We start from the raw sequence: 20,065 nt of genomic DNA on the forward strand, positions 1-20,065 counted from the left end.
TTGTTATTGAGGGCGATAAAAGTGGATTTATCAGATATAAGAAACGCGTCATTGCGAGGTACCTCGCAATGACGCGTTTCTTAGTAAAGACCTTTATATTATCTACCCGGATAATACTTTTTCATATAGGCGGCATCGGTAGCCGTAATGGTGGTATTGTTAGCGGCTATAGCTACATTATTTGTTGTAAACCGGGCCGGAACCGGGTAGTGCATAATGGATGATTTATCGTAGGTCAGCAGGTTGCTTCCGGTTCTGGGGCCAACCCACAATACATTAAAATCTATTTGATCTTTTGTCCAGAAGTTAGGAGAGCCTTCGTAATAAGCATACACCGCGTCTTTGTTCCATGGGATGTTGGCATCCGGGTGCGCCTGCTCATGCTGTAAACCCAGCACGTGACCAAATTCATGAGTGGTGGTTCTTCTGAATTCCTCGTCGGATGTAGTGTTGTCAAACCAGCCAAAATTAACCGACTGGGTCTGGCCCCGGCCATCTATACCCACATAGGCCCATGAGCCCCCGTCACCATTATGTTTAAAGCCAACCGTCAGATCGGCGGCTGCGTTATCAGCCACAAACTGAAATGTCAAATTGGCGCTGCTTTCCCAGCTCTTGGCATATTGCTGTACTTTTCCGCGTACAAATGATGTCCCTTCGCCACTAATAAAGCGTACTTTAATGGTGCGCCCGTTTGTCCATAATTTGTTATTAGGTCCCCAGCTTTCGGTTACAGGGCCCCCTGTTACAGTTTTCATTTGGCAGCTAAAATCTGTGTAAAGTGTTTCCTTGGCTACAGAATTTGTTTGCGGTACCTTTTCTTCTTCGTTGTTGTTTTTTTTACAGCCCGCGGCAGCCAGCAGCGCCAGGGAAATGAGCAGGAGATTTGTTGTTTTCATAGATGATAGGTTAATTTATTATTTAAGATATTTCAAATATTCATAAGATTAAGGTGATAAGAAATTAGTGTATTGATCGACGGATCATCCAAATTTTGAAGAAAATTGCGCTCTACATGATCCATGGATCTATGAATCATCCGTTTGTGATTTTTAATATTACCAATAATCGGTCTATAATCGGGGTTATAAATGCCAAATTAATAAAATAATCATATATTATTATATTAATTAAAAAAATAAACAAAAATATCTTACAAGAAAGCTTTAAATAAAAGACACATAGATATTATTTCAATGCAGATCCTGGGGTTTATAAATTGAGCTGCGTCGAAGCATGGTCTGTGGGCCTCTGCTCCCAACCCTTCGACGGCGTTCAGGTTGACAGCCATCGTTGTTCAAAGTTTACTCGTCGCGTAAACCCCTCCCTATCCTCCCGTGGGGAGGGAATCGCACTTGGACCGTACTTAAAAATCCGCCATAAACAAACAACAGCCGCTACATTACTGTAAGCGGCTGCTCCTAAGTTATTATCCCTAATTTATAACTTATTATCTTTATCCTGTTATTACAGGTTCATGAACTTATTGATAACGGTTAGCATTAATGAGCTGTAGTGTAGTAGATTGAAGTAGTACTGTTTTTTCATAAATATGCTTTGGCTTTTTGTATGGTCAAAGATATTTGGATAACGCCAAAGCACAGGCAGGGTTACTACTGAAATAGTCTTCGGGATTTACTGTATCTGATACGTAGTTTTACGCATGCGAAAGCTGAAAGCCTAATGCAGAAAGCGGAGAGAGCACAAAAACAAAGGAAGGCATAAAGCCTCCCTTTGTTTTTATAAGAATATTCAATTTTAGTTTTTTGCAGCAGCCGGATGCGCGTTCAGGTACTGGTATAGCTGGGCTCCTGTAAGCAGGAACGCGCCTATGCCGTACACTTCGGTACTGTCCTCAGTAACAGCATCGGGACCGGCACCGATACGTTGTACATAGCCCAGCATCCCATCGGCATGAACCGAAGTTGCCAGTACTGCCCAGGCCTTTTTCACTACGGGCCAATAGGTTTTATTATCCAGCATACCATGGTTAAGTCCCCATAGCAGGGCATAGCAATAAAAACCGGTACCGCTTGTTTCTTTAACCGGGTAGCTTTCCGGATCAAGCAGAGAGGCGTGCCAACTGCCATCGGGTTGTTGCAGCGAGGCTATCTTAGCGGCCATATCGCGGTATAGTTTTTCAAATTTCTTTTTTTCGGGATGGTTGGCCGGCATGTTTTCCATTACCCTTACTAATCCGGCCAGCACCCATCCGTTACCCCTTGCCCAAAATATTTTTTTGCCGTTCTTTTCTTTTTTATCAAAGTAACTACCGTCTCTAAAATACAGATGTTCGGCAGGGTCATACAGGTAATCGGTTGTTTTCCACCAGAGTTTGGTGGCTGTATTTAAATATTGAGGATTGCCGGTAGCTGTGCTTAAATAACTTAAGGCTGTAGGCCCCATAAACAAGGCATCGCACCAGGCCCACTCCCTGGAGGCTATATGATTCTTCCACTCCAACGATTCATCATGCGGTTTATTGACAATACTATCGGCCAGTGAAATAAAGGGAGCTATCATTTTTTTGTCCTTGTATTTGGTATACAGCAAAGAGTAGGTTTGGCCTATACAATAATCATCAGCCATGAAGCGGTCGCGCCCGGTATTCCAGCCCAGGTCGTTGCCTATGTTCACCAGCGTGGTTAAATACTTTTCGTTGTTTTTGATAGATCCCAGCGCGTAGATGCCTGTATAACAGGCAGCGTTTGTCCAGTCGACCTTGGCATGTTTAAAACCGTTGGTATTCCAGTCGTTGATCTGCCAGTCGGCAACCCGCTGCATGATGTTGAGTATATATGCTTTTTGCAGCAGCGAGTCGGGTTTAATAACCGGCCCTGTGGCATACGTTTTTACACCCGGGATCAGGAATAACAGTACCAACAATAACGAACAGGCGCGTTTGGATTTTAACGGGAAGATCATTTTTATGAGTTTTTAGGTTAGGCTTTAAAGATAAAATTTTTTGCCGACCAAACATAAACCAACCCTTATCTTATCGGGGTAATTATCCGAATCCCGCCTTCCCCGGCAATAATAGCTTTGGTAGCCATACCATAAAACAGGGAATGCTCCACTATACCGGGGATCATTTTTACCTGGGTATTGAGCTGTTGCCATTGCGGCACATGGGCAAAGTGAATATCGGCCAGCAGGTTACCGTTATCAGAAATAACAGCCCCATCTTTCTGATCGCCCATGCGTAATTTGATATCCGCATCGGGATAGACCAACCGTAACCTGTCCAACACGATCTGTAAAGCCTGGGGTAAAATTTCGATCACCAACGGGTAGGTGGCATTCAGCTGTGGTACAAACTTGGTGTCATCGCCCATTAAAATAAACTCGGTAGCCATAGAGGCCAGGATCTTTTCGGTGGTGTGGATACCACCGCCGCTTTTCAGGGCATTCAGTTGCTGATCGAACTGATCGCAACCATCAAAATAGATATCCAGGTGCTTGGTAGCCGATGCCGGCTTTACATTTAAGCCCTGCTCCTGCAGGTAAGTATTTGTTTTGAATGACGACGATACCAAAACAACAGATCGGGCCAGATCCTCATCCTGCCCGATCATATTGGCCAGGTGTAGAACGGTTGTCCCGGCGCCTAAACCAATTATTTGACCTCTTTTTATAAATTTAAACGCGGCTTTGGCAGCCTCCAGTTTATGATCAGCCATGTGTTTTAATTTTGCGGCAAGATAGTTTATATCCCCGCAATAAAAAAAGCGTTGATACCCGGCACATCAGAAAGATAAGTGGCCATGTCGATTATCTTTCCATCCGCTACTTCAAAAACAATGGCTACTTGTTCGTCCAGTATCAACTCTCCCCTGCTTGCTGTGTTACGTAAAGACAAGGTAAAACCTTTAAAACCAATCAGAATATATTTCAAATCGAAATTAACCCCGAAATGCTTTAGACCCTGCGCCCGCTTGATAATAGCTTCGGCACCATTGGCATAGCCGGATAGCAAGCTTGTGCCGGGCAGCGTCCAGCTGGCATCAGCAGCCAATATGGAGCGCATGGTATCCCAGTCGTTACTTTTTAGCGAGGTAATAAAAGTATTGGCCAAACGCAATTTGTCTTCATCAGATGGCAGATTACTATTTTGCTCAGTGGTTTTCATTGCGGCTTAGTTTAATGGTTCGGCTAAAGGGAAATCAACCGGAATACCTGTTGCTGCAAAAACATAGTTGGTAAACACACGCACGGTAACCAGACCTATCAGGTCCATTAAAGCAGCTTCATCAAAACCGGCGGCATAAAAATTATCCAGGGCTTCCTGATCTGCATGGCCTTTGTTAATGGTTACCGATTTGGCTAATTGTAATATGGCATTCAGCTTATCATCATTGGTTTTGCCTCTTCTAAGGTCGAGAGTTTCTTCTTTGGTAAAACCATTTTTAATAGCGGCCAAAGTATGCCCGGCCAAACAATAAGCACAACCATTTATCTCTGATACCACCAGGGCAATGGCCTCCCTTTCTTTGGGACGAAACACACCATGGTTTAAAGCGGTTTCAAAATCCACAAAGCCTTTTAAGGCGTTTTCTGAATAGCCCATAGTGGCATACAGGTTGGGTACTTTGCCCATGCGTTTCTGATACTGATCAAATATAACCTGCGATCCGGCACTTACCTGATCTCTGGTAGGAACTTGTATTGTTTTCATGATATTGAATTTGTTGAGTCAAATCTACATCAGTTATCCCTCCCCCAACATGGACGAATATGGCTATTGCTTGGACAAATCTGCCACGATGGAGATACCGGTTTTATCGCGAAAGGTTTGAGGCGATACCTTGGTTAGCTTTTTAAAAACGCGGCTAAAATAAAATTCGTCCTTAAACTGAAGCGCGTAGGCTATCTCCTTGATGCTTTGCCGGGTTAGGTGCAGCCGCTTTTTGGCTTCCAGTATCAATCGTTCCTGGATCAGTTGCGAGGGTGTTTTTTTGAAATACCGCATACAACGCTTACTAAAGCTATTGGGCGTTATGGCCAATAGTTGCGCGTAATCATTGGGTTTGTGCAGGGTAAGATAATGCTGATCCAGCAGTTTGCTGAATTGCTCCATTTGCTCATCTTTTTCTTTCCGGTCCTGGTTACCGGCTATCAGTTTAACTTTAATATTGCTTGATTTGGCCAGGAACAGCTGCAAGTAGGCCCTAAGCACGATCTCCGAGGGTGACTCCTGTCCAAACTCTTTATCTACCTCGGCTAACAATTGCTCAAATACCCGGGCATCGCTCTGGGTTAATTTAACACAGGGTTGTATGTAAAGATTATTGAACAACAGGCCATTGCAGGCCACTTCTTCCCGGTGATATTCAATACAATAAAAATCGGAGTGAAACTGCAGCATGGTTAATGACCGGGGTTTATCATGCTCCAGGTAAATAACCTGTAAGGGTGTTGAGAATAGGAGAATAGGCCCTGCGTAATTAAACTTGCCAAAATCGGCATGATAAACACCTTCTCCTTCGGGAATAAATAAGATCGTATATTCTGAGAATTGGGCCGGTGAGCTCAGCAAATCGGTATCCGCGTTTTTCAATCCAATCAGATACTCGCCAGACCTTGAAAATACTTCTTTCATTAATTTATGTTAAGCCAAAAGTAGCTATTGAGTGGGGCTTTTGATGGGTATGCTCAATAAAAAAACAAAAAAAGGGGTGTCACCCTGAGCTTGTCGAAGGGTAGAGCGCAGAGGCCCGCCCACCATGCTTCGACAAGCTCAGCATGACACCCTTTTTAAGATAGCGGTCACTTCATCGGGTATTCTTCAATAAAAAAGGAGTAGCTGATAACAGCTACTCCTTTTTTAAGATTTCTAAACTATTTTAATTGCTTAAATACTGATATTTCAATGGCGTGGAAATAATTGGTTCCACCCCATGTTTCCAGGATCTTAAACCTGATGTAACGTACCGTAGGGCCATTTGCCGGGAAGTTGAAAGGTTCGCCGGCTTCAGCAAACTTTTTATCGTCGTCTGAATTTTGTCCCCGAGGTAAGCCCGAAGGTTTATAAGAAGTAAAGCCGGCTAACTGGGTCCAGCCGTTCCAACTGCCCGATGGATCTGGCGTGTTGTTGGTTCCCCATATTTCAAAGCGTTTGGCGTTGCCTACATCATACAGGGCCGACATCCTTTGCCACAGCTTTAATTGTGATAAGGAAGCCGATTGCCCCAGGTCGATGGTGAACCAGATGGGGAAGTCGGTACCCGGTGTATGGAAGCCTGGCTCATTGGTGCTCTTATCCCATAAGAAATAAAGTTCCCAGCCATAGGCCGAGCCTACATCTGTTGGCAGGTAAACTGCCTTAAACAGGCTTTTATCCATTTCTGCAACGCCAATAATTGTTGGGAACTTATCATAAGTCAAGGCGTTAAATATATCGGCAGCATTTTTTACCGGGATGTATGATGACCGGTATTGAACCTCCGTTCCAAACTTATAGTCGGGCAGGGTGATCGAGCTGCTGTCGGCCACAAAGGAGCGTTCTTCGCTGGCTCCCAGTTTATTGGTGTACTTTACGGTGGTAGCCACATTTCCGGTATCGGCCTTATTAAAGTTAAGGGTTACGGAGCCATCACTATGTATAACATAAGGATTGGTTGTGTTATAGGCCCTGTTCAATAAGGTAGACTGATAAGCCGGCCCATAAACGCGCACGTTATTCAGATCCTGACCGATAGAGGGGTTTCCCTTATCATCATAAGTGAGGAGATGAAAGCTGTACACATACTCCTGCAGATTTGGGATACTCAGCTGTATGGAATCTGCCGGATCGTGACTGGTGGCATCCAGTTTTAATGAATCACGACCATTATTCCATTTTACCACGTATGTTTTAATGCTGGGATCAGGGCTTGGGTGCCAAACCAACACGGTTCGCAAATTACCGGCATGGTAAGTAAACCCAGATGCCAGCCCCGGATAGGTTACCTCATGATTATCTAAAAATGACTTATAATCCGTATCATATTTTTTGCAACCGACAATTGCCAAACACATGAATAAGAAAACAGTAAGGTTGAATGCTATTTTCATTTCTTTAATTTTTTAATTAACGGTTTACTGTACAGGCGCGCCAAACAAGGTGATCTCTTTGGCATGCACATAATCAAGTCCGGCCCAGGTTTGTGTACATTGGAAACGCACATATTTAACTGCCGGCATCTGGCTTACATTTGGCATATTAAAGCTAAAGCCATTGGTACCCGCGGTGTTCTTATCGGCATCAGTTGCCTGATTTGGCGGTGCGCCCGATGGTGGCAACGGCACCACAAAATTGCCCAGGTTTATCCAATCGCCCAGTACGGTGCCTACTGCCGTAACGGTTGCAGGCCATGATGGATAGTCGGCCGGGTTATCTTTGGTAGAACCCCAGATGGTAAACTGACGGCTATTTTGGTAACCCCATATATCGGGTAGCCTGTTATACAATACTACGCGACTTATTTTTGACAACTGCCCAATGCCAAAGCTGCCTATTTTTAGAGGTGCGCTCAGGGTATGCCATCCGGGATCGCCCAGATTACCATCAAAGAAATACTTGAATTCCCAGCCATACCCTATCGGGCTATCGGTACCCAGGTGATAGGTAAAGAATTTGGTCTTATCCAGCTGGGTTTCAAACAGCGGCGTTAATTCCTTGGTAACTGTGTCAGACACATTGCCGAACCTATCAGTAGTAAAAACCGCGAATTTGGTATTCTTTACCGAAAAGCCACGCACCGATATATTTACCGTATCGTTGCTTAAATACTGCGGATCCTGCTCATCATAACCTTTGGTAGCGTCGTTATAGGATAAAATATGTATAGCCACCGGGGTTTTATTGGGGTTGAAACCATAAAAGTTGGCCCCACCAAAGTCTGGCGTAATAGCCAGGTTATCATTAATGAGCAGATAGTTGGGTATTTTAGGATTAACCTTTACCGTTATCGCATCAGACATGATATTGGCCCGGCTTACCGCGTTTAGGGTAACCGTATACTCTTTAGCTTTGGCAAAGCCATCAACCATTATGGTATCGGTGTAATAGCTTGATTTGGTTTGCCTTACTACTTTATCATTGATATTATAGGTTGCCAAAACGTACAACAGGTTTTGGGAGTTGGGCAAGGTATAGGTGATACGGGCCGAACCGTTCAGGTTTTCCACCTTTACATTGGTAACCACACCCGGTTTAGTTTTATCGTTGGATACTACCTCCACACTCGACTCACCTTTTTTACAGGAAGTTAAAAGCATGATGAACAAAACCGGCACATAAAGTATCGATAATGCGTATCTGCCGTTATTAATCTTTTTCATAATTGATATGTTATATTAATTATTATAAATAATGTCTTCATAACCGATGCTTCTACCAGTATGGATTTTGGGTAAGGTTTTCATTTACCACCAGGTCGGTTGAGCTGATAGGCCATAAATAATCACGCAAACCAAAAACCGGAGTGATTACATTTGTTGGGCGATAATAATTGGCCGATGTGCCCTGGTTAATATTCCAGCCCTGTACCGGACGACTTAAAACTTCCTGTAACTCTTTCCATCTGCGCAGATCCCAGCCTATCTGTCCTTCAAAGGCCAGCTCGATCCTTCTTTCCTGGTGTATGATCTGGCGTAAGCCTTCTTTTGAAGCAGGCTTTGACGGATTTTTTGAATAGTTGCTCCATGATTCCTGCACACCTTTCAATCCGGCTCTTGTCCGCACTTTATCAATGTAGTTGTACACATCAGCTGTTGGGCCTTGCGCTTCATTTAAAGCTTCGGCATATAAAAGATACAGTCCTGATAAACGGATCAATGGCAGGTGATAATCAACTGTGGTAAAGGTTTGATCCATTACGGTGAGGTAATTGCCCAGTTTTTTTGGCCATATACCGGTGATATTGGTGGAGTTGAAGCTTTTAGGGCCGGCCAAACCAAAAATACCGCGCGCCTGTACATAATAGGCCTTGCTTTCATCAGTTACACCATTACCAAACCAAATACCACCGTCAAAACCTATAGAGGCGTAGAATCTTCTTTCGCGGTTAAAATGTTCTTTTGCGGTTTCGTAGCCTTGCTCAATATAATGCTGATTGGCTTCATCACCAACTTGCGGGGTAAAGCGGTTGCTATAATCAAAGTTTTTATCCTCCGTTAAAGGCACGCCGTTATTGGTATAAAACAACTCCGATTCGGCCAATGGCACAGCCCAGTTGGATGGGTAAGTATTTGCCATACCTACCGACTGACTGGTTAATTTGGGTATCACATAGCCCTGGTAACTAAAGGTGTAATTCAAAGCCCATATCAACTCCGGGTTCTGCTCCCATTTGTCGGTTACTGCCAATTGCAGGGTTAAAATTTGCTTCAGCTCGTCAGATACGTTGATGTTGCCAGTTGGCTGCAGTGTATATAATTTAATGCCCTGTGCCTCGCATTCGGTGATGGCAGCTTTGCAGGCATCAGCCGCTTTTTGCCATTTAGAAGCATCGTAAGCAGCAGAAAATAAACTTTTACCTGTTTTATCCTTGAAGCCCTGATAATCCGGATTACCATTAAATAAAGGACTGGCGGCTGTTGTTAAAACCTCGGCCTTTACACTCATGGCTATAAATTTGGTGATACGGCCAAATTCCTGTGCCTGGTTTTGGATGGTTGGCGGCAAATCAGGTATGGCCTCATCCAATAACGACACTACGTAGCTAAATGACTCATCAACTGATGCCCTTTTACGTTTTAAAGTATCTGGCGGAGCATCAATAGGGTAACTGTCTTTGATCAAAACGATGGGGCCGTACATCCTGATGAGGTAATAATGATAGAATGCTTTCAGGAATTTCACCTCGGCTATCCATCTCTTTTTTTCATCGGCCGAAAGATCTATCGGTTTATTAATATTCTCCAGCATGATGTTACACCTGCGGATGGCCTGAAAAATGGCCGCGCCGCCATTACTGTTGCCCCAGTAGTTTAATATGGGGTTACCCGTAGTTTGCACACCTCGGATCAAATCGAAACCCTGCTGACTAAAAAAGTTGGTGGTTAGGTTATTGGGATAAACAATCTCGGCAGAAGCCGTAAAACCCGCGTTGTAAATTACATTGGAGGTTTGCTGCATGGTGGAGTAGCAGGCAAACAGGTAATTTTCGGCCTCGTTACGGTTCCTGAAGGCATAATCAAGCGTACCAACGTTGCTGGGTGTAACGTCAAGATATTTCTTGCAGGATACCCCTGTTGTACAAAGCGTTATTGCCAGTAATAATTTATAATATGATCTCATATCGTTCTCTTTTTAAATCGGTTTGTAATTATAAATTCACATTCAGACCTACGTTAAATACTTTCTGGATAGGGTAAGCAAATCCGTTTCCGCCCTGCTCCGGATCCCATAATTTGAAGGGGCTCCAGGTAAGCAGGTTCAACCCGTTAAAATATATGCGGCAGTTGGACAGCTTCATGGCTTTTGAGATGCGTGCCGGCAGTGTATAACCTACTTCTAATGATTTAAGCCTCAGGAAACTCCCGCTGCGCAGCCACCAGGTGCTAGGTTGCAGGTTATTGGTTATGGAGGCTGTATTTACACCAAGCCTTGGATATAAGGCATACAGATCCTGGTTTTCTTCGGACCAATGGCTATCGGCAAAGGCTTGCAGCACCTGTGTGTTGCCATAGATGTATTTATCGGGACTTGGTATAAAAGGGCTTACCCTGGTAGGATCGATAAAGAATGATACCCTTGCCTGTCCCTGGAAGAACGCGGAAAGGTCAAACCCTTTAAAACCGGTTGAGAAACCAAAACCGTAAACGATCTCGGGCACTTGCGGATAACCCAGGAAGGTAAGGTCGAGATTATCTATTTTACCATCATGGTTCAGATCCCGGTATTTGATATCCCCACCTTTTGGCGGTAAACCGGTAATTGTATTTCCATAAGCATCGGTGGTTGTCATTAACTGGGTTGGTGAATTGCGGGCTTCCTGGTCATCAACAAATAACCTTTCGGCCACATAACCATAACCACGATTGATAGGCTGACCAATAAAATGGCGCCATGGCTCGGCATAATTGGGCTCCTCTATGTATTTATATTTGTTAGTAGAGTAAGTAAAGTTCCCCCTGAATGATGCCCACAGACCATTACTGAAGTTTTGTTTATAATCGGCAGATAAGTCGATACCTTTTGAATCCACCTGGCCTAAGTTGGTTGCTATAGAAGTTTCAAAACCCTCGGTTGCCGGCACTACACGATCCCGCAGGATGTTGTAACGGTGATTTTTATAAAACTCTGCCGTAATGTTCAGATTTTTCAACAAGGTGATTTCAACAGCGGCGTTGAGTTGCCTTGAGGTTTCCCAGGTGATGTTATTATTATCATAACTTACTATGGTTAAACCCTTACGCTCATAAGAGTTATTAAACCCAAACTGGGCATAGTTATAACCCTCGTTAAAGTGCACATCAGACAGGTAATAAAAACGCTGCGCGCCGATAGCATCGTTACCAACCAAACCATAACTGGCACGGAACTTTAAGCGATCGATAAATGAAGGGTTCCAGAATTTTTCGTTAGATACCACCCATGAAGCGCCAATGGTTGGGAAAAATCCATAACGGTGACTATCTGAGAAACGCTCGGAACCGTTGTAGCCAAAGTTAAACTCGGCAAAGTACTTGCTTTTGTAACCGTATGTTGCACGGCCCGCCAAACCTAAATTACGGTAAGGCAGTGAGTATTGTAAGGAGATCTGGTTTGTTTTTGGATCTATGGCGTTTGAATAAACAGTTTGCTGAGCAGTACCGATCAGCGTGGCGTTGATATTATGGCTACCTAACTGTTTATTATAATCAAGCGAGGTTTGCAGATAGAAAAAAGTATCGGCATTGGGGGTACTCCTGGAATATGACAGGTATTCCTGCGCCACATTATCGCCAGTAGGCTGCGGGTTAAGCCAGGTTAGTGAGTAGTTATTGGTTTGTTTATCATAGGAACCTACATTATAATAAAATGGACTATAAGCTAGCTGCGAATCAAAATAAGAGTGTCTGTTGGTACTGAATATACTCCTGAATTTTAACCCATCGGTCAAAAAGCCCAGGTTCTGGTTCAGCTCCAATTGGGCCTGCATCCGCGACTCCGACGAGTTTTTATGCCCGCGTAATAATGCGGCATAAGGGTTATTATATAAGATCCGGTTGCTGCTGGTACCATCCACCCCGCCTACGTTACCAAACAAAATATGCTGCGCGTTTAAGTTAGCGGCATCGGGCTCAAAATAGGCCGGAAATAATACCGGGCTGGTATGTATGGCCACATTATATAAATCGGAAGCAAAAGAACCATCGCTCGTGATCGGACCGTTGTACTCGTTAAAGTTACCCCATAACCGTACGATGATCTCGGTTGTTTTGGTGAGATTGATGTTCACGTTTGAGCGCAACTGGTAATTCCTGAATTTGACGTTGTTATTATTGTTATTGCGGATATCGGTATTTAATACCCCGTTATCCACATTATAAGTACCTGTGATATAGTACTTCGCCAAACCTGTACCACCACTCACACTCATGTTGTTACGCATGGTGGTAGCGTTCTTTTTGAATAACATCTTCAACCAGTCGACAGCAGGGTATACATAGGGGTTGTTACCAGGACCATGATTAATGGTGTTTTGGGTATTGTTGATCTGCGTTTGCGTAAAAGGTAATGGCAATGTGGGATCACGAGTTAGGGAAGCCTCATCATAGAGGTTCATGTACTGAATAGGATCAACCAATTGAGGCGTTTGTGTTGACTGTGACGAGGAATACTCAGAACGGAAGTTGATCTTAGCCGGACCTTCCTTACCTTCTTTTGTACTCACCAGGATAACACCATTGGCACCCCTTGCTCCATAAAGCGCGGTGGCGCTGGCATCCTTCAATATCACAAAGCTGGCAATATCATCAACCTGCAAACGGGCCAGGTCGGTGGTGGTGAGCTCCACATTATCGATCAGGATCAATGGATCCTGTTTGTAACCAAATGTTGTTACGCCACGCACAAAGAACGAGGCATTATCCTGCCCTGGCTGACCGCTACGCTGGTAGGCTATAATACCTGCGGCTTGCCCGGCAAGCGCGGCAGTGAGGTTACTCGCCGGAATTTTTAACTCCCCGGGTTTTATACTGGTAACCGACCCTACCAGGGCCTCTTTACGCTCCTTTTTACCAAAAGCGGTAACCACTACTTCGTCGGCAAGCAGCTTGTCTTCTTTAAGGGCTACATTGAATATCTTGTTCTGTGCCGACACGGTAAATGTTTGTGCCTTGAAGCCCACAAAGGAGATCCTCAATACTGCACCATCCTCAACATCCAGGATGAACCTTCCGTTGCCATCTGTTACGGTACCTACCCGGGAGTTGCCCACCACAGAGATAGTTACACCGGGTAACTTAACATGGGCGGTATCGGACACGGCACCGGTAACCGTAATTTTTGTTTGCGCGCGGGCTGTACCATAAAATAAGGCTAATGTTAAAAACACTAAGCAATATCTTATCAAAAACCGCCCGGGCCTCTCATACTTTTTAAAAAGTGCTTTACTAAAAATGTAAGATTGCTTCATAAAATTGGGTTCATAAAAATTATTTTACTTAATCAGGGTTTAATCAAATTGGATTTGTGTTATTCACCGGATAGCTTGTGGAAATTTGCGAACTGTGATTGCCGCTTAAACGGCATTTTTCTGATACAAAAAGTCAGGCTTTGATCTGGTACAATCCGATGCCTTGGGTTTGATCATTATCAGTTCCAAACAGGCCATAGAAATCCTGTTAAGTCTTTTTTTGATCTTAAGACTTTTAATAACAATCACCTAATAATTAAGCATATAGGATTACCAAATCACCTGAATTAAGGATATATCGGCATTCGCTTTCCCGCTAATGTGGTAGTCGAGTTTTTACATACATATTTGGTTTAGTTTACAATTGGTATTGTAAATGTAAGTGGAAGCATCGCATTTAAAAATGGATAAACTTTCAAAAAAGATGGACAATTTTATGAATTTACAACTCATGCATGGTTTTGTCCATTATTTATTCTTTACTATAAACCAGCTATAAAAAATTGCGGGTGAGACCCTTAGAGCGTTATAATACCAAACTTGTAAATGATACTTTCATGATAAGTATCGCCAGGGTTTAAAACTGTTGTAGGAAAGTTAGAATGGTTGGGGCTATCCGGATAATGCTGGCATTCCAGGCATATACCATCAAAGGGGCTGTATGGATTTTGATGATGCCCTAAATATTCACTTTGTAAATAATCGCCGGTATAAACCATCAGGGCGGGGTAAGTGGTAAATATCTCCAGCTTACGGCCCGACATTTTTTCGGTCAGCTCGGCCGCCAATTTATGGTAAGTACCGGGTTGCTCATCCAATATATAACAATCATTTAAACCCGTAATATGGGTTTCATTCACCATCATTTTATTTTTGATGGATGTGCCTGAAAGTCTTCTGTTCCCCACAGGTTCAACAACTCCTGTTGGTATATAATCCGCGTCGTTTTGCAGCACATTACCGGCATGAATGGTCAATGTATGGTCGAATATTTTAGCCCCATCATTTGACAAATTAAAGTAGGCATGATTGGTAAAATTGGCAATCGTTCTTTTATCTGTCGACGCGTAATAACTGATGATCAATTCATTCAGATCCGTCCACATGTAATGTACCGTAAGTTCCAGGCTACCGGGATATCCCCCATCACCGTCGGAGCTATGGATAGTAAAAAATAAGCCTTCAGCGGTAACCGCGTATTTGAAAACCCGGGTATTAAAACCATTACTACCCCCATGATTGGTATTTTCACCATCATTATTTTCCAGGTGCCAGGTGGTGCCATCGAGCTTAAAACTGGCCCCTCCTATCCTGTTGGCATAGCGGCCAATAGTTGAACCAATATAACAGTCATCATCCAGATAGGCTTGCAACGATGGAAATCCCAAAACCACGTTACTACATACGCCGTGCATATCGGGCACTACGGCCGAAACCAGCGTGGCCCCGTAATTGCTTAGTTCCACATAGGCGCCATCTGCGTTTTCCATTTTAAAAAGATACACAGGTTCGCCTGTATGCTCGCCCCAATGTTGGCAGGTTATTCTGGTAGTAGTTTTATTCATGTTATAGCTATACAGGCTATTTTCATTTACCTGATCGTATTTCCGCAGAAACGTGGTCTTAATTTCTTTTCCGGTTATTATTAAAATGCTATTGCTGATTCAACAAATGTTTACCCAATATACCGCATCAAATACAGGCACATGATAGCCGATCTGATGCGGTGATAGGGATATGATCAATTGGCTACACTTGCTGATTGTTTGGCCATATCCAGATGGATCTTACTCCCTGCATGCGTGGCATCGAGCTCCAATACTTTGTTCAACATTTGTTGTGCGGTATCCAGTTCGTGCAGCCCTAATGTGCCCAGTCCCTGTAAAAAGCTGGTATGAATACGGTTGCGCAAGTTCAGATCATCATCAAATATCAGCAGGTTGGGTAACGATACGGCGAAATAATCGATCTTCACCTCATCATCGGCGTGTTGCGCACCATAGTTAACCAACTTTTTAAATATGCTGTTGGCGCGCTCTGTATTACCTAGTTTTTTCCAGGCCAATCCCTGGTAAAAGATCTTATCCGGTTGCTGATCATTATAAAATACCGCTGCAGATGGCTCGTCTAGGCCAATGGTAGCCTGCTCAAAGTATTTTTTAGCCTGCTCTGGCTGAGCCGCTGCCTCATAGGCACAACCTAGCCAGTAATCAATATCGTTCTCCTGGGTTCCGTATAATTTACCTTCACCCAGGTTATGCGGGTAGGTTTTGGCATTTGTGAGGTAGGTAATAGCTTTTTCGTACAAACCTTCTTCTATCTGTTTTTTAGCCAGCTCAATCAGGTTGAACACATACTGACCGGATGCCTTACCTTCGCCGCCCTCCCATGGATGGAACTGGCGACTGTTCAACAGGTTCAAAGCGGTTTCGTGATCGCCTAAAAGATTGTACAGCGTTACCCTTTCCAGGTAAACATCATCGCGCTGGTTAGTTACTTCCAGATTATGTTCCAGGAATTTCAAACGTTCCTCCGGCGATCTGTTTAGTCTTTTATACAGCTGATCAAGCTCCATGAGTACACGGGCATCGGTTTTGTCCAACGCAAAAGCTTTTTCAAAATATTCCAGCGCCTTTTGCTCATTATTCTGCTTATTGAAGTAAGCGATAGCCAGGTTACGGAAAACGGTCGGGAATTTATCCTCCAGTTTGGCTGATTTTTCCCAGTAAATGACCGCATCGTCATACTGGCGTTTATCATAAAACAAATTACCCAGGTAGTATGGCGCTTTGGCATCGGCCGGATTAAGTTCAATAGCCAGTTTCAGGATATTGATCTCATCCAAACGGTTAGGGAAACACAGGTACGGATCAGCTTTGGCAGCTTTAACCAGCCATTCGGCGGCCTCGGCCTTGCGGCCGCTCTGATGGCTCAACCAGCCCAATGTATAATAAACAATCGGATTGGATTCAGCTGGTTTTACGACTAATTGCAACAATTGTGATGCTTCATCATATAAACCGGCGGCGGCATAATCCAGGGCATACTCTATAAAATTCTGGTCGTCATGGCGTGAAAGGGTTAACAGTTGGTTCAGGCTTTCTTCTATCCTATCTCCATCATTGTTTATCCTGTAAGCCAGTACTTTTTCAAATAGCACACCCAGGTTAAAACCATCACGTTCTAAAGCGGTGCCAATAGTAGCCAACGCTTTATCTACCTGATTAAGCTTACGATAAGCTGCCGCTTTGATCACGTACGATTTACTGTTGGCGGCGTTCCTATCCAATGATTGGTTGATGTGATCCAGCGCCAACGCATAATGACCACGGGCCATATCTATCTGCGCCACGCAGAAAAAGCCGGTATCTTTCCAGGCATTACTCCAGGTTGATTTGTAGAAAACCGTGTACGCCTCATCGGCCCTGCCTAAAAATTTCAGGCAAAGACCGAGGTTGTAATAAGGCTCACTATCATAAGGATTAGGGTTACGTTGTATGCTGGTTTCTACCGCCTGGCGCAAATAAGATTCAGCTTTGGCAAACTGCCCCTTGCGGATGTACCATTTACCCAACGCATTATTATTGCGGATGTCTGTAGGTTCCCGGCGTAAAGCTTCTTCATAATACGGAATAGGGCTGTATGTAGCGTGGCGGTATTGCTCCAAATGTTGGGCGGTTAAAAACAGCTGCTCTACGCTTTCTACATCGGCGGGAGGCAGAGCGGGTTTGGCCGCCAAAGGCATCTCGTTCTTTTTATTTTTAGCAGGTTCGTAGCGCAGTAATTCTTGTTTGCTGCTGTTGATGATGATCAGCAGTAATTCGTTCTCATTCACATCGCCTTTAACAGCTACTTCCTGCACGAAAACCTGTTCTGGACTGATATCTGTCGTCTGCGCAAATAATGTTTCCCCTTTGTAGCTCAGGTTGATATTCAAGCTACTTTGTGCCGATGTTACCTGTATTTTGATAGTTACTTTGTCCCCCTCTTTGCTTAGCGCCAGCAGGATATCTTTGGTCGCATTTTTCACCATACCCAATTCGCGGTAAGGCAGAAAATACTGCGTAAAAGTTTTCTCTTCGTAAGGCATCAGCCAGCTAAAATCGGGTTGGTTATCGGTAAATACGCCCGTCATCAGTTCGATGTACGGACCGTCCTCATCGGTCAGGTTCCTGTCCCAGGCCTGGCCAAAATCACTGTGCCCCCAGGTCCACTGTTTTTTGCCTGGCGATACATGATGATTGGCCACGTGCAGCAAACCACCTTGTGAATCATGCTCGTAACCGCCGACAAAATCATAATCGGAATTGATAGCCATGTACGAGGTTGGCACCGGGATATTCTTATACATCGAGATATCGGTACCCGGCGAATAATCAACCTTATAATAGGTACCGGTAGCGATAGGAAAATCAGATACATCACGCTTACCATGATCAAACACCGCGTTCACATCCGGCGGAAAAACCGACTGGTAGTAATCATTCACCTTTACCGCCGGATTTGCCCACCACAGGAAAGTTTGCGGTAAAGGGGAACGGTTAAACAATTTGGCTTTTATCTCGATATAAGCCGTATCCGGGCGAAGCGTAAAACCAGCCATTCCCTTGGTATGGAACATCCGCTCCACCTCATTCACCCAAACGGTTTTACTGCCGTCGGCGTGTTCTTCTAAAGTATAATCGATCGGATCAAAAGTACTTGGGCGATGATGCTGCGGCCAGTTAAACTCGATACCACCCGAGATCCAGGGACCAGTTAAACCTACCAGCGCGGGTTTAATCACCTGGTTATAATATATAAAATGACGCTGTTTGATCTTGTCAAACGCCATCTGGATGCGGCCGCCCAGCTCGGGCAGGATCATTATTTTCAGGTACTTGTTCTCCAGGAATAGGCCAGTGTATTCTTTGTCTTCTTTCTCGTCGGCAATTTTTTCGATCACCGGGTTGGGATATACCACACCACTGCTGCCCTGATAAACGCGTTTTTCAAAAAACATCGGGTTTTTATCCGGCTTGCCCACACCATACGTAGGGATCACAACTTTTTCTTCCCAAACGGATACATTAGAATGATGCATCATATAATTCTTCTTAATGATTAATGTCTGATTAAATTTTCTTCCAGTTCTTCGAGGGTTTGGCCCTTGGTTTCTTTAACACGCGCCTTTACAAACAGGAAACCCAGGAAACAGATACCTGCGTACAGGTAAAAGGGCCCGTAGGTACCTAACTTTTTAGCCAATATAGGAAAGGTGAAAACCAGTATAAAATAAGCGCCCCATAGCGAAACTATGGCTACCGACGATGCCACACCCCTGATCTTATTAGGAAATATCTCTGAAATAAGCACCCAGGTAACCGGGGCCAGCGAAATAGCATAAGTGCTGATAGCCAGCAATACAAATATGGATACCAGCCCCGCCGGGAAATGGTTTTGTAAGGCAATAGCCAGTATAATATACATGATGGACAAACCAAGCGAACCCACCAGCATCAGCGGGCGGCGGCCCAGTTTATCTACCTGCCACATGGCCAGTAAGGTGAATACCAGGTTCACTACGCCTATGGATACTGTTTCCAAAAGCTGACGGTTCAGATTCGCCCCTACCGATTCAAATATGGTGGAGGTATAGTTGAACACCACATTGATACCGCAAAACTGTTGAAACACGGCCAGCGTAATACCTACTACAACCGCCGGGCGAACGGCTTTTTCAAATACCATTTTGTAAGATTGTTTGGCTGTACTTCCTGCCAACGATCTTTCAATGGCTTTCATGGTGGTATCGGCAAAGTCTACCGATCCAATTTTGTTGAGCACTTGCTGCGCTTTGGCCACCTGGCCCGATTTCATGAGCCATCTCGGGCTCTCCGGCAGCCAGGTTACCCCGATCAGGAATACAGCAGAGGGCACTGCCCCCAGGCCAAACATCCATCGCCAGGCATCATGGCCATGATCGGCCAGGAAATAATTGACCAGGTTGGTTACCAGTATACCAATAACCACCGTAAGCTGGTTAATAGCCACATTACGTCCACGTACTTCGGCTGGTGAAACTTCAGCAATGTACATGGGGCAAAGCATGGAGGCCATACCTACGCCTATACCTGCTGCAAAACGCAGCACAATAAAATAAGTGAGGCTTTGTGCAAAAGCGATACCTATGGATGATACCGCGAAAATCAAGGCGGCCACCATCAGTCCGGGTTTACGGCCATACTTATCGGCCATGTTGCCGGCAAGGAGGCAGCCTACAATACATCCTAAAGCTAAGGAGCCGGTCAAAAAGCCTTCCCACACCGGGTCGAGCGCAAATTGGGTACGCAGGAATGGTAAAGCGCCCGAGATCACCGCAAAGTCGAACCCGAAAAGGTATCCGCCCAGAGCCGATATAAAGGAGATCCCGATAATATAACTGCTATTGAATGTTTTTGAACTACTCATTTTTTAGG

At 44.3% G+C, this 20,065-nt stretch carries 13 protein-coding genes; all 13 read right to left on the minus strand.

The window, feature by feature from the left end; translation table 11 throughout:
- Window positions 1–98: 98 nt before the first annotated feature.
- The 13 genes from AC57BQ_RS14155 to AC57BQ_RS14215 all read right to left on the minus strand — a co-directional run bounded on the left by AC57BQ_RS14155 (window position 99) and on the right by AC57BQ_RS14215 (window position 20,057).
- Window positions 99–899, minus strand: a complete 801-nt coding sequence (locus AC57BQ_RS14155; RefSeq protein ID WP_496406899.1) for a M12 family metallopeptidase — start codon at window positions 897–899, stop codon at window positions 99–101.
- An 859-nt stretch (window positions 900–1,758) separates the two neighbouring features.
- Window positions 1,759–2,925 carry a glycoside hydrolase family 88/105 protein gene (locus AC57BQ_RS14160; protein ID WP_496406900.1) on the minus strand — a complete coding sequence of 389 codons (1,167 nt, stop codon included), beginning with the start codon at window positions 2,923–2,925 and terminating at the stop codon, window positions 1,759–1,761.
- 65 nt (window positions 2,926–2,990) lie between these two features.
- Window positions 2,991–3,680: a ribose 5-phosphate isomerase A gene (gene rpiA, locus AC57BQ_RS14165; protein WP_496406901.1), complete on the minus strand. Its 690-nt coding sequence runs from the start codon at window positions 3,678–3,680 to the stop codon at window positions 2,991–2,993.
- A 26-nt stretch (window positions 3,681–3,706) separates the two neighbouring features.
- The gene (locus tag AC57BQ_RS14170; RefSeq protein WP_496406902.1) at window positions 3,707–4,129 is read right to left on the minus strand and encodes a nuclear transport factor 2 family protein; all 423 of its coding nucleotides are present in this window, start codon (window positions 4,127–4,129) and stop codon (window positions 3,707–3,709) included.
- 6 nt (window positions 4,130–4,135) lie between these two features.
- Complete coding sequence (locus tag AC57BQ_RS14175) at window positions 4,136–4,675, minus strand: carboxymuconolactone decarboxylase family protein (protein ID WP_496406903.1); 540 nt, start codon at window positions 4,673–4,675, stop codon at window positions 4,136–4,138.
- Between the two features lie 63 nt (window positions 4,676–4,738).
- Complete coding sequence (locus AC57BQ_RS14180) at window positions 4,739–5,599, minus strand: helix-turn-helix domain-containing protein (protein WP_496406904.1); 861 nt, start codon at window positions 5,597–5,599, stop codon at window positions 4,739–4,741.
- Between the two features lie 239 nt (window positions 5,600–5,838).
- Window positions 5,839–7,053, minus strand: coding sequence for a DUF4998 domain-containing protein (locus tag AC57BQ_RS14185; protein WP_496406905.1), 1,215 nt, complete (start codon window positions 7,051–7,053; stop codon window positions 5,839–5,841).
- Window positions 7,054–7,077: 24 nt separating this feature from the next.
- Entirely contained in the window at window positions 7,078–8,322 is a 1,245-nt protein-coding gene (locus AC57BQ_RS14190; RefSeq protein ID WP_496406906.1) for a DUF4959 domain-containing protein, read from the minus strand.
- A 52-nt stretch (window positions 8,323–8,374) separates the two neighbouring features.
- On the minus strand, window positions 8,375–10,282 hold the full coding sequence (locus AC57BQ_RS14195; protein ID WP_496406907.1) for a RagB/SusD family nutrient uptake outer membrane protein: 1,908 nt from the start codon (window positions 10,280–10,282) through the stop codon (window positions 8,375–8,377).
- Between the two features lie 28 nt (window positions 10,283–10,310).
- Window positions 10,311–13,526, minus strand: coding sequence for a SusC/RagA family TonB-linked outer membrane protein (locus tag AC57BQ_RS14200; protein WP_496406908.1), 3,216 nt, complete (start codon window positions 13,524–13,526; stop codon window positions 10,311–10,313).
- 599 nt (window positions 13,527–14,125) lie between these two features.
- Window positions 14,126–15,172, minus strand: a complete 1,047-nt coding sequence (locus AC57BQ_RS14205) for an aldose epimerase family protein (protein ID WP_496406909.1) — start codon at window positions 15,170–15,172, stop codon at window positions 14,126–14,128.
- A gap of 176 nt (window positions 15,173–15,348) precedes the next feature.
- Window positions 15,349–18,693: a DUF5107 domain-containing protein gene (locus AC57BQ_RS14210; protein WP_496406910.1), complete on the minus strand. Its 3,345-nt coding sequence runs from the start codon at window positions 18,691–18,693 to the stop codon at window positions 15,349–15,351.
- Window positions 18,694–18,710: 17 nt separating this feature from the next.
- Entirely contained in the window at window positions 18,711–20,057 is a 1,347-nt protein-coding gene (locus AC57BQ_RS14215) for a sugar porter family MFS transporter (RefSeq protein ID WP_496406911.1), read from the minus strand.
- Between the last annotated feature and the right edge of the window lie 8 nt (window positions 20,058–20,065).

Source organism: Mucilaginibacter sp. BGA-UO-ETr-C110 (genome assembly GCF_059567985.1).

Excerpts from the sequence above, each read along its gene's own strand:
- AC57BQ_RS14155 (WP_496406899.1), bottom strand. The coding sequence starts at position 899 with ATGAAAACAACAAATCTCCTGCTCATTTCCCTGGCGCTGCTGGCTGCC.
- AC57BQ_RS14160 (WP_496406900.1), bottom strand. The coding sequence starts at position 2,925 with ATGATCTTCCCGTTAAAATCCAAACGCGCCTGTTCGTTATTGTTGGTA.
- rpiA (WP_496406901.1), bottom strand. The coding sequence starts at position 3,680 with ATGGCTGATCATAAACTGGAGGCTGCCAAAGCCGCGTTTAAATTTATA.
- AC57BQ_RS14170 (WP_496406902.1), bottom strand. The coding sequence starts at position 4,129 with ATGAAAACCACTGAGCAAAATAGTAATCTGCCATCTGATGAAGACAAA.
- AC57BQ_RS14175 (WP_496406903.1), bottom strand. The coding sequence starts at position 4,675 with ATGAAAACAATACAAGTTCCTACCAGAGATCAGGTAAGTGCCGGATCG.
- AC57BQ_RS14180 (WP_496406904.1), bottom strand. The coding sequence starts at position 5,599 with ATGAAAGAAGTATTTTCAAGGTCTGGCGAGTATCTGATTGGATTGAAA.
- AC57BQ_RS14185 (WP_496406905.1), bottom strand. The coding sequence starts at position 7,053 with ATGAAAATAGCATTCAACCTTACTGTTTTCTTATTCATGTGTTTGGCA.
- AC57BQ_RS14190 (WP_496406906.1), bottom strand. The coding sequence starts at position 8,322 with ATGAAAAAGATTAATAACGGCAGATACGCATTATCGATACTTTATGTG.
- AC57BQ_RS14195 (WP_496406907.1), bottom strand. The coding sequence starts at position 10,282 with ATGAGATCATATTATAAATTATTACTGGCAATAACGCTTTGTACAACA.
- AC57BQ_RS14205 (WP_496406909.1), bottom strand. The coding sequence starts at position 15,172 with ATGAATAAAACTACTACCAGAATAACCTGCCAACATTGGGGCGAGCAT.
- AC57BQ_RS14210 (WP_496406910.1), bottom strand. The coding sequence starts at position 18,693 with ATGATGCATCATTCTAATGTATCCGTTTGGGAAGAAAAAGTTGTGATC.
- AC57BQ_RS14215 (WP_496406911.1), bottom strand. The coding sequence starts at position 20,057 with ATGAGTAGTTCAAAAACATTCAATAGCAGTTATATTATCGGGATCTCC.